Here is a 12,597-nt window from a genome sequence, read left to right as displayed (position 1 = left end):
TTTATCCTCCCTTTATTTACCTCGGTACAGTTTACCGCCGGGTTGTGAACACTGCGGATATCCCGGACTCATGGAATGTAGAGCCGGCTCGCCAACTGATTGGCTAATTGTGTGAAACCTTGAACCATTTTACTTAATGCTGCCCCTTTCCATAGTAGTCTGTCATACTCAAGCTGGACGATAATTCTCTCTCTGCGGCTGATCTCCCATGTCCAGAGGGCATTGAACGGGAAGGACAAGCTGGCAGCCACAGAAGAGGTCAGCGGGAACAGCAGGAACAGGTTCTTCTCATCCTTCTCCTCAATCCGGGTGTTCTCTGCCGGGGAGCGTTCACTCTGTATATCACTGACCTTTTCCTTAATCTTTGTAAAGAGCGAATCAAAGTCTTCCAGCTCGGAAAAATCAATGCACGCCTGGTGTAATCCGTTGTTACCATCCAGAAGAGTGATTTCGGTAATTTCTTCGCGGGATATCTGATTCAGCACATAAAACAGAAGCGCCAGGATGACCTCTTCCGTCCTCATCCCGTGGGAATCGGCGATATGGACCAGACTCTGTGCCGTTGCCGGTTCTAATTCCAGCCTCAACTTCATCTGCTCATTCCTGTCATTCGCTGTCAGATAGTATCCGGAAGGCATCTGTACTCCCCTTAGCAGTAAGGAGGTCTCCGGACTAATCTTCATTTCAATGAAGCCTGCCAAGCGTTCGATGGTAGGATGTGAAAAAATATCGGCTACATGGAGCGGTACGCCAAAGGCTTCCCTCAATTGTTCCTGCAGCAACACCACGGTAATCGAGGTGCCGCCAAGGTCGAAATAAGAATCTGTAATACTGAGGGTCTCTTTGTGCAGCAAATTCATCCAAATCGAACTGATCTGCTTCTCCACCTCCGACGCCGGCTCCTTAAACGCCTTCGCGGACACCAGAAGCTTTTGCTGCATCGTCCGCAGTCTTTTCTTATCAATTTTCTGATTGGCACTCAGCGGGACTTCAGCAATGATGAAATATTGCACCGGGATCATGTAGGACGGCAATCTTTCCAGCAAATAGCCCTTCAGCCCGTCGATATTGACCGCTTCTGGTCCTGCCGGAACCATGTAGCTGGTGATAGACTTCTTCTCGCTAGTCTCCGTTTCTTCCACATTTGGCGGGCTGGTTTCAAGCACCACCACATTGTCTTTGATCCCCGGATAAGCGGCAATGACGGCTTGGATCTCTGACAGTTCAATGCGGAAGCCTCTGATCTTCACTTGGTCATCGATTCTGCCCTGGCATTGGAGGGTGCCATCCGGCAAAAAGCGGGCGAAGTCACCTGTCCTGTACATCTTGGGATACAACGTGCTGAAGGGGTTGTCGACAAAGTTCTTCTCCGTTAACTGCTGTTGGTTAACATATCCGTCTGCAACCCCGGCTCCGCCGATATACATCTCTCCGTAGACTCCTAAGGGCACCGGGTTTTTGTTCTGATCCAGGATGTAAATTTGTGTATTATCAATCGGCTTTCCGATCAGGATATGCCCGGCATTGGTGATCTCGGCAACGGTTGACCAGATCGTCGTTTCGGTAGGCCCGTACATGTTCCAAAGCGAGCCTACTTTGGGAAGCAGCTCCCTGGCTACATCCGGCGGCAGGCTTTCCCCTCCGCATAACGCCTTCAACCGGCTGCTGCCGGCATATCCGGACAGCAGCAGCATCTTCCACGTGGCTGGTGTAGCCTGCATCACTGTAATTCCGTGTGTTGCAAGCAGCTCCCCCAAGACTCTGCCATCTGCCGCTTCCCGGTTTGTCGCAAGGACAACAAGCGCTCCCGAGATCAGCGGCAGGAATAGCTCCAGACCGAAAATATCAAACGAGAGGGTAGTTACAGATAAAAGCTTATCCTCCGCTGTCATCCCGGGCTTTTTGGCCATGGAGAGCAGGAAATTCGTCAATGCGCGGTGCGGAATCTTCACCCCCTTCGGTTTGCCGGTGGAACCGGAAGTAAAGATCATATAGGCCGTTTGCGAAGCCTCCACCCCGTGGCCCGGATTGTCCGGTGACTCCTGTGAAATGGCCTCCCGCTCCCGGTCCAGCATAATCATTCTCCGGCATTGCAGCTTTGCTTGTCCTGTTAGATCACTGGTGGACAGCATGACCGCCAGTCCAGCCTCCTCTTGGATGTGATGAATCCGCTGGATTGGGATGCTTGGATCAATCGGCACGTAACAGCCTCCCGCCTTTAGCACAGCGAGTATGGCGACAGCCGCATCCGGAGAGCGCTCCAGGTATATCCCAACCGGGGTTCCCCGGATTACGCCGTTCTTTTGCAAATAATGAGCCAGCTGATTTACAGCATGATTAAATTCCAGATAACTCATTGCGGTTAATCCCGCAGCAACGGCAATCTTCTCCGGATGCTCTTCTGCCTGCCGCTCGAATAACGAAACGATATTTTGCCCAGGCTCCACAATGCTGTGTGTCTGATTAAAGCCAAACAAAATCTGTTCTTTTTCAATATCTGTCAACATCGGAATTTCGGTCAGCGGTCTGGCAGGCTCGTCCAGAACCTGTTGCATAAGATGTTCAAAAAAACCGGCAAACCGCTGCATCGTCTCTTTAGCCAACACTGTAGTACTGTACTCAATTTCGCAGCCGATCTGCGGTCCTTCATCCCAAGCGGTAAATCTTATCGTGAACATCGCTGTCTTGTGTCTGTAAAAAGAGGTAATCTCCCGCACGCCGCCGATTTGATGGGTCTTATCGTATACCTCCCGATAGCTGAACATCGTTTCGAACAAGGGATTACGGCTCAAGTCCCGTTCCAGGTCCAGGCTGCCTATCAGCTCTTCGAATGGATACTCCTGATGATCCAGAGCGGAGGACAGCGTCTGCTTGACCTCTTGCAGAAATTCCGCAAAAGAAGCCTGGGCTCCCATAGACAGCTTCAACGCAACCGTGTCTACAAACGGGCCGATGACATTTTCCAGATCCGTATGCTTTCTGCCGGATACCGGGGTGCCGACGATGACCGTCTCCTGCTGGCATATCTTAAAAAGAACCACTGCATAAAGCGCCAGCAGCCCCATATTTAAGGTCACGCCCTCTGTTTTCAACATTTGCTTAAACCGTCTGCTTGTGCGGTCATCCACATCAAACCGGATAAAGTCGCCTTCATAGCTTTGAATGAGAGGCGGCTTGAAATCGAGCGGCAGCTGCAGCTTCGTTTCACAGGCCCCATCCGCGAATTGATCCAGCCAATACTGCTGCTGGCTTACGAACGCCGGACTGTCTTTCATTCCGGATTGCCACGCTGCGTAGTCCTTATATTGCAAAGGCAATACGGTCAAATCCCGGCCCTCATAAAAAGCAAGGAAATCCTTAATCAACAACTGGTATGACATCTCATCCGATACGAGATGATGCATGTCGATCAGCAAAATACGCTTGTCCCGCAAGTAGCCCACACGCAGCAGCGGTACCTTCTCCAATTCAAACGGACGAATAAACCCTGCGATTACCGCATCTATGCCGGTTTCGCTCCCGTCCAGCTCTTCGATGGCAAAGTCAACACTCTGATGAACCGTCTGAACCACTTCTTCTCCGGCAAAGCCGAAGGAGGTCCGCAGGATTTCATGCCGCTGCAGAATCTTCTGGAAGATTTGATGGAGCACGCCGATATCGATTTCGCTTTCCAGCTGATAGATTCCCGGATTGTTGTATACCGTCGTCATAGAATGCATCTTTTGCAAAAAATACACACGTTTCTGAACAGAGGTCAGCGGATAATAATCCTTGGGCGCAGCAGGCTTGACCCCGTCCGGCACATTTGGCGTTACTTGCTCCATATAGCTGCTGAGGCCAGCCACAGTCGGGTGGTTGATAAAATACGCCATAGGGATACGCTCGTTATATTGCTTTTGGACCCTGGCCAGAATCGAGAGGGCCATGAGCGAATCTCCTCCCAATTCAAACAGGCTGTCATCCACCCCGACCGGCTGCACCCCGAACTGCGCTTCCCACAGCTGCGCGATCTCCCGCTCCCGCTCATTTCGCGGAGAGACATACTCCGTTGTCAAGCTGGGCCGGCCAAATACCGCCGCATCAGGCTGATGATGAGAAATGCTCTCCGCCCCCTCAAAATCAAGAGGAGAGCCGGCCTGCTCATGGAACCGGACCCTCTCGTTCATCTCAAAGGCAGAAATGATTACCTGAGGCAAAGCGAGATTGCCAATCCGCGAAAAAATCTGAACGCCTTCTCCTTCCGTAATCGTATCCTCCAGTTCCGACCCGGTCAGTTCTTTATGCAAGGCTTCAATCCTTTTTGACATTCCGGTCTGTTTCCAACGCTCCCAATTGATTGACAGGACGGGAAAACTGGAATTCTGTGCATGGGCATAGAAAGCAAAAGAGTCAAGGAATGCATTAGCCGCACAATATCCCGCTTGGCCCACAGCCGGAAGATATGAGCTCAGTGATGAGCATAAAATAAAAAAGTCGAGCGGTTTCCCCTGCAAAGCCTCATACAACAAAAGCGTTCCGTCTACCTTAGCCGCCAACATATGTCTGGAGCTCTCCCGCGTGGAACGTTGTATGAGCTCACCGTCTGCAACTCCGGCAGCATGAATAACCCCCGTCAGTGCTCCCACTGTATGCTCAACCTGTGCGATCAATGCTTGAACCTCAGCCGGATCACTAATATCAGCCTTCAGAATATGAATGGTGCCTCCGGAGTTCTCTATTTCCGTTAGCTGTTGGATCTCCTCTGCAAGATGGGGGGCGCTCCATTCTGCCCACTCTTCTTTTGGAGGAAATAGCGTACGTCCTGCTAAGATTAATTCCACCTTGGCCTGCCGTGCCAAAAATCCGGCAACAGCAAGACCAATACCGCCAAGCCCGCCTGTAATCAGGTACTTTCCGTCCGGTTGAATCTTCATGGCATGATGAGTATCGAAAGTGACGGCATTACAGGTTGGCACCCAAAAATTATTGTTTCTGACAGCCACAACTCCCTCCCACTTCGCCGCTGCAAGCTGTGGGACCAATGAATCGATGATCTTGTCCAAACGGGAGTCATCCGGCATCCGATCCATGTCAAAAAAGCTGCAGCGTATCGTTGGATACTCAAGCGGAATGACCTTCACAGGTCCAAGCATTGTTGCCTTATGCGGAAAGGTACCGTCGCCCCCCATCACTTCACAGACACCGTTAGAGATTACTTTCAGTTCAAGCGGATGCTCGCTGAGCTGCTGTCCGCACGCTTTGGCAATCGCAAGCAAGCTATAGTAACCATCGTCCAGACCAGCATCCGGGACAATAGCATGAACTTCGTTCTGATCAAACGATAAACTCCATAAATGAATAATTTCATCCGGGATAAACGAATCGGCGTGCAGTTCTTGAAACAGCCATTCGTAATCCTCGTCCCGGGCGGGATTGATCACAAGCTCGTCCGCACTCCATTTGGCACGCTGCTCCCCCTTGTAAACCGTAATACTTCCTTCACTGACCGATTTCCATTTTTGGGTCAAGCCATAACCAGCGGAACTATGGTCACAAAAAATAAGCCTGCGCTTCTCAGGCTTGGCTTGAGATGGCGTGGCTTGATAGACCGGCGTGTGCCGTTTCCAGGAAGGTAGATAGTACCACTCCTCTATGTTTTTCCGGTTCATGCGACAGGACTGACTGCTTGCCCGGCTTGGAAACGAGGGTTCCTCCAGCCAGAATTTCTTCCGCATGAACGCATATGTGGGCAACGGTATGCGTCTGCCCTGCGGGTTAAATGTATTCCAATCCGCAGAATAGCCATATTGCCACAGCTTGCCGATCCGGTCGTACAAATGATGCTGCTCGGAAACCTTGCTGGTGCCAATCGGAATGAGGTTGAGCACCTGTGCATTGGGACTCTGACCAAACGTCCGTTTGGCCAAGGCGCTTAGATCATGCCCCGGGCCAATTTCAATAAAGAGGGTGCGTTTATCAGCCAAATGCTGGATCGCTTTCACAAAGGAAACCTTTTCCTGCAACTGATTGATCCAATACTGACTTGTGGCAAGCTCTTCTGGCCCGGCCCAGTCTCCGGTCACACTGGACATAAACCGCAGCTTCATCGGCTGGTACTGCACCGGCTGTAAAGCTGCCCGGTATTCATCCAGGATGGACTCTACTCTCGACGTATGAATCACCTTTGCCGTGGGGAGCGGTGTGCAGACACATTTGCTCTGCTTCAGCTTCTCTTCCAGCTCAAGCACCGAATGTGCGGGACCGCCCACCACGCACGATATCTCATTATCAATTGCAATTTCAAGAGAGTCGCCTAACAGAGGCAGAACCTTACCCGGCGGGAGCGGAATACTGAGCATCATTCCATCCGGCAGCCGCTGAAGGAGCTGCCCCCGTTTGAGAACCAGAGGAATAGCCTGCTCCAGGGTGAATAACCCCGAAATCGTACCAGCGATATATTCTCCGAGACTATATCCAATCACAACATCCGGCTTGATCCCCCATTCTATGAGCAAGCCTGCTAATGCGTATCCAAAAATAAAGAGGATGACCAGGCTATGTTCCAACCGCGCCATGAATTCCCGCGCCTGCTCTGCCTCTTCTTCGCTTGGAAACAGGATAGCCCGATAATCAGTTTCCGAATGGACCCGCAGGATTGCGAAGCACTGATCCAGATATTTGCGGAATATCGGCTCGTTGTGATAAAGCTCCCTGCCCATATTGACATATTGGGCGCCCTGCCCCGGGAACATGAACACAATTTGCTCAGGTGCTTCTCCCACACGGTACACCTGCGGCTGCCTGGCATCCTTCTTGCGTAATCCTTCGATCAGTTGTTTCCTGTCCCGGCAGATGATCTGCTTGCGGAATTCAAAAGGTTTTCTGCCTGCCTGCAAGGTATAGGCAACATCCCGGATACGGATGTCCGGATGTTTTTCCAAATGGTGCGCCAGATTCTCTGTCATGTTCTCCAAAGATTCCATGCTTTGCGCGGACAGCAGGATCAACTGCGGCTGTAAATCCTCTGCCGGTTCCTCCGCGGGCAGGGGAGCCTGCTCTAGGATTAGATGTGCATTCATCCCCCCCACACCGAATGAACTGACTCCCGCCCGCAATGGATGGGAGGACAGCGGCCAATCCAGCAGTTTGGTATTGATCTCAAACGGATATTTTTCCATTTCCAGAAGCGGATTACTCTTCGAGAAGTTAACCATTGGCGGAATCTGCCGGTGCTTCAGTGCCAGCACGGCTTTCATGAATCCCGCAACCCCGGAAGCTGCATCAAGATGGCCAATATTGTTCTTGACGGAACCCAGTATGCAAGGGGACTGCCTGGTGTGAAAAACTTGCTGAAGCGCAGTAAATTCAATGGTATCCCCAAGCTGAGTTCCGGTGCCATGCGTCTCGATGTAAGAAATGCTGTCAGGCCCGACTTCAGAGATTTGCAGAGCGCTCTCAATGACTTCCCGCTGTCCCTCTACACTGGGTGCCATATAACCCGCTTTACGGTTCCCGTCGTTGTTGACCGCGCTGCCCTTGATGACCGCCCAGATGTGATCCTTATCCGCAAGCGCAGTTTCCAGAGGCTTCAGCACAACGGCGCCGGTTCCGTTCCCGAACAGAATGCCCGAGGCTTGTTCATCAAAGGCCCGGATATGCCCGTCTTTGGAAAGAAAATGACCCTCTTGATATAAATATCCGCTTCGGTGCGGAATTATGATCGAGCTTCCGCCTGCAATCGCCATGTCACATTCGCCGCTCAGCAGACTTCGGCAAGCCGTGTGAATGGCAGTAAGCGATGTGGAGCAGGCTGTCGTGAGCGTCATGCTCGGGCCTTTCAGATTGAACTTGTAGGAGATCCGGGAAGCCAGAAAATCCTTATTGCTCAACTGAATTTCGGAAAAGGCGTCCCGGTGCTCCCCTTCATAGGAATAGACTCTCGCATTCCAGTTGTAGTTGCTGGATGCCCCGGCAAACACGCCAATCAAACCGGGATAAGTATCGGGAACATACCCTGCATCCTCCAGCGATTCCCAGGCCACCTCATGAAACAGCCGCACCTGCGGGTCCATCACCAGCGCATCTTTGGGGCTGTAGCCAAAAAATCTTTCATCAAAATACTCAAACCGGTCAAGAACCGCGCCCGCTTTTACATAGTTTTCATTATTTAGGAACTCAGCCGTGACGCCTTCGTGCTTCAGCTCTTCATCCGTAAAAATAGTAACCGATTCCAGCCCGTCCTTGATATTGTTCCAAAATTGTTCGCGGTTGTTTGCTCCCGGAAACCGGCATGCCAAGCCGATAACGGCTATCTCTAATCCGTTGTAATCCGATGGATCAGCCATTTTGCAGCTCCCTCCCTTTGTTCCGCAGCATTTTTAGTTTATCCATCCCTCTATTCACGATCTCAGTACGGTCAAACGCCTGAGCACTGCGCGTTTCCTTTTCTTCACCCTTTAAATAACCCGCCAGCTTCTTGACCGTCGGATATTCATACCAGGAGGAAATCAAAATAGGTCTGTTGATATGCTGCTGGATGGAGTCATTCATGCCCACAATGTCGATAGAGGTAATCCCTGCATCAAAGAAGTTCTCGTCTGCCCCCATGTTGGAAAGGCCTGTTGCTTCTCTGATCCTCTCTTGCAATAGCTGTTCGATGGATAGCTCTTTGCTGCTTTCCCGTTGGCCGCCCGGTTCGTTATTCCGCGAATGGTTCACCCACAGAGCCAGCCTCGGTTCAAGCTCTGTAGTCGAAACCACAATATGTTCCGTCTTGTTCATGACCTGGAACAGAGCTTTCAGAATCTCTCCCCCTTCCGCAGGATGAATAAACTGATCCAAGCGTTCATTGACAGCTGTGCTGCCCGCCTTGTCAGAAACTGAAAAATCCCAAGCATCCCAATCCACAGCCATCCACCTGGTCCGATTCTGCTGTTGGTTCATCCTCTGAACAAAGCTGTTCATAAATTGGTTGGCAGCCGTATAGGCGGCTAATCCGATTCCGCCGAGAATCGTGGAAATTGATGAATTGACCATGCAGTATTCTATCTCTTTCCCGCGAATCATCTGCTCAAGAATAATCAGTCCCCTCATCTTCACCTCAAACTCAACTTCACACATTTCCCGGGTAATGTGGGATATTGAATTATGAAAGAAATCGCTTACAACCGTACCTGCCGAATAGATAACGCCCTGTATTTTGCCGTGTATATGCTCTATGCTTGTAAACAGCTCGTCCATCCGCTTCTCATCGCTTACCTGTACTTGATAAAGATATACCTGGGCTCCCTGTTCCTGAAGTTCTATTATTCTGCGGATTTTCTGATTGATGATGTCGTTCTCGGGATATTGGGCAAGCCGTTCCTCCCATTCCTCTTCTGGAGGGAAGCAGGCTCTTCCAGTCAGGATAAGGGTTCCCGCACCTTGTTCCGCCAACGCCTTTGCCGCAGTCAGGCCAATGCCGCCTAATCCTCCAAGAATCAAATGTACCCCGTTCCGCTTCTGCTTCCAATCGATTGGCGTATCAATCTGCATGGGCTCAAAAGTGCGGACCCATTTCCGTCTGCCCCGAACCGCCAAGAATCTTTCCGGGCCGGGCTTTAAAAATTCATCAACCAGAAGCTCCACAATATCTTGATCTTGCTTGCCGGCCTCTTCCCCGGCCATCTCTATTAATGCAGTACGAACGTTTTGAAATTCTTGCGGAATCACATGCACTGCACCGGTTGCCGTTGCATTTGACGGGACCAAGACCTCATTGCCCATAATGGATTGAAAAGCGGAAGTCACGACCGTCAGTTGGATCTGCTGGTGAATCTGAATCATGCCAAAGGACTTGCCCATATGCAGCAGGCTGTAAAAACCCCCGGGGTCCGGCATGTATTCCCGGCTGCTCCACATATGAACGATTTTCCATACAGGATGGGCCGTCTGAAATACATGCCGGAACACCTGAAGATAGTGCTCTGCATTGCCGGGATCTATTTCGTATTGATCTGGATGGATCCGGCGAAAACCGGCCCCCATCTTTACCGTACATACTTTATTCCCTTTTGCTGACAGGGAATCTTGTATTCCTTCCCCCCATCCGCTGTCATCTATAAACAACAGGAAGGTGTCCGGCCCTCTATTCTCTTGACTGGAGTCCGACGAAGCATAATACTGTTTCCAGACCGGGCGGTACAGCCACTTTTCGGGCGTTTTTTTACGCGGAGCGGTTTGCGGGACTTCTTCTTTCCTTTCATACCAATATCGTTGCCTGTCAAAAGCATAAGTAGGGAGTGCGACGCGCTTTCTGCTCTCTCTGAAATAGAACGGCTGCCAGTCTACTGTTCCGCCGCTCATCCATATTTCCCCTAATTTGCTATATAAGAGAGAATCCGCCGGTTCATCGTGAACCGGTTGGCGCAGTAAAGAAACCACGCTCATAGCATTCAGCGGGCCGTCTATCTCGCTTTCCATGCCTATCTTAATAAGCAGCCGGCCCTCTTGCTCCGGCAGCTCGGCCGCTTGGGGCCCGCCGGCAGCTTGACTGCAGGACAGCCAAAATTCCTTGCGGCGGAGCATTTCTTCGTCTACCCGGATTCCACCCGCGATCATTTCCGCTTCCGAAGTCTGGACCGGCAGAGCGTGCAGCAAAGAAGCCAGTTCGATTTCAAGCAAGGATTGCTGCTCCCCTGCTGCACTACGCCATTTCTGCCCGATAAGAATGATTCGGAGCAGGTCATTCATGCTGAGCGATCCGGAGACGTATATCGCTGAAAACACTCCATTTCCCTCTGCAATCAGCACTTCCTTCCGGATACCCAATGAAATCAGATAATCGGCAAGCGCACATTGATAGATAAACTGGCCAAGCTCCGTATACAGGCGTTCCTGGTTTCGATGGCGGGGAGCCGCCAAAATTTGCTGTAAATCCAGCCCGGCCAGTGTGCGGAGGACAAGCTCATCACTGAAATACGTATCGATGATAGACGCCAAACGGGTTTCTCTTTGATATAGTTCATAACCGATCTTCAACATATCCCGCTGCTGTGCAGAAAAGAACAAGGCGACAGGCACCTCTTCCCTCCCTTGGCATTCTGCTTGGCTTGAGCCTGTCCTGAGCCATTGCGCGACCTCTTCGAGCGAGGAACTGACCACCATTTTCCGGTAAGGAAAATGCTTGCGGCCGGTTTGCAGCGTGTAGGCAACATCGGCAGGATGAAGTGTGGAGTCATTGCCGAAAAAATCAGCCATTTTCCTGCAGGTTTGCTCCAAAGACTTCAGCGTTTTGGCGGAAAATAAAAAGACATGGTGCTCTTTTGCGGAAACGTCTGTAGATATGGAAGGTGCCTCTTCCAGAATAACATGTGCATTGGTTCCTCCAATGCCAAAAGAGCTCACTCCCGCCTTGGGAGCAGCACTTGCCTCTTTCCATGGCCGCGATGCTGTATTCACATAAAAAGGACTTTCCTCCAGGGAGAGCTTTGGATTGGGTGTTTCATGATTGATGCAGATAGGGATCACCTGGTTCTTGAGAGCCAGCGCAGTTTTTATCAGCCCGATAATGCCGGCAGCCGTGTCGAGATGACCTATATTCGGTTTGACTGAACCAATTGCACAAAACTGCGCCGGGCGCATCCCGGCCTGATACACTTCCTTAAGCGCCTTGATCTCAATGGCATCCCCCAGTTCCGTCCCGGTCCCGTGGGTTTCAATGTAGCTGATCTCCCAGGGAGCAACGCCGGCCACACTCAGTGCCTCATGAATCACTTGAGCCTGTCCCACCGGACTTGGCGCTGTAAAACCAATCCTTTGATCACCGTCGTTGTTGACGGCCGTGCCGCAGATCACAGCCTGAATGTTATCCCGGTCCCGGACTGCGTCCGCCAACCGCTTTAACACAACGATTCCGAGGCCATTTCCAAACACAGTACCCTTGGAATCCTTATCAAATACACGGCAATGCCCATCCGGCGAAACCATGCCTTCCTTTTGATACATATATCCGGCCCGTTGCTCGCCCCGTATGGTGACCCCGCCGGCCAAGGCGAGATCACATTCCCCGTTCAGCAGACTTTGACTGGCCATATGCACCGCTACCAAAGAGGACGAGCAGGCGGTTTGGACATTGACGGAAGGGCCGCTGAGTCCCAGCTTATACGAGATTTTTGACGCTAAGAAGTCTTTTTCATTGCCGATTCCAATCTGGACATGCCCAAGCCTGCCCATCAATTCGGGATCTGAATACAGATTCAGAACATAGGAGCTGATACATGAACTGGCATATACACCTACCAAATAGTTCTCCAGGTCCTGCACACATCCGGCATCCTCCAGCGCCTCCCAGGCACATTCCAGAAACGCCCGGTGTTGGGGATCGGTAATTTCCGCATCTTTTGCCGTGTAGCGAAAGAAATCAGCATCAAAATAGTCGGCATTCTCGATAACCGCGCCCCGCTTCACATACTGGGGATGGTTGAAAATATCCGCTGAAATGCCGCTTGCGGTCAGCTCTTCATCCTTGAATGTCCTGATGGATTCAACCCCGTGTACAATCTGATGCCAAAAGGCTGCGGGAGTATCGGCTCCGGGAACACGGCAGGCCATGCCTATAATTGCAATTTTTGACTGCAT

At 51.3% G+C, this 12,597-nt stretch carries 2 protein-coding genes; both read right to left on the bottom strand.

The annotated features are described in order from the left end of the window. Positions 1 to 68: 68 nt before the first annotated feature. Complete coding sequence (locus PGRAT_RS07815) at positions 69 to 8,324, bottom strand: hybrid non-ribosomal peptide synthetase/type I polyketide synthase (RefSeq protein ID WP_042266333.1); 8,256 nt, start codon at positions 8,322 to 8,324, stop codon at positions 69 to 71. Next, on the bottom strand, positions 8,317 to 12,597 hold the full coding sequence (locus PGRAT_RS31510; RefSeq protein WP_025707139.1) for an SDR family NAD(P)-dependent oxidoreductase: 4,281 nt from the start codon (positions 12,595 to 12,597) through the stop codon (positions 8,317 to 8,319). The genes PGRAT_RS07815 and PGRAT_RS31510 overlap by 8 nt, the downstream gene beginning before the upstream one ends.

The sequence above is a fragment of the Paenibacillus graminis genome, assembly GCF_000758705.1.
GTDB classification, from domain to species: domain Bacteria; phylum Bacillota; class Bacilli; order Paenibacillales; family Paenibacillaceae; genus Paenibacillus_AQ; species Paenibacillus_AQ graminis.
Note: the sequence above shows the minus strand (reverse complement) of the source record. Positions and strands in the feature narration are given on the sequence as shown.

Excerpts from the sequence above, each read along its gene's own strand:
- PGRAT_RS07815 (WP_042266333.1), bottom strand. The coding sequence starts at position 8,324 with ATGGCTGATCCATCGGATTACAACGGATTAGAGATAGCCGTTATCGGC.
- PGRAT_RS31510 (WP_025707139.1), bottom strand. The coding sequence starts at position 12,597 with ATGCAGTCAAAAATTGCAATTATAGGCATGGCCTGCCGTGTTCCCGGA.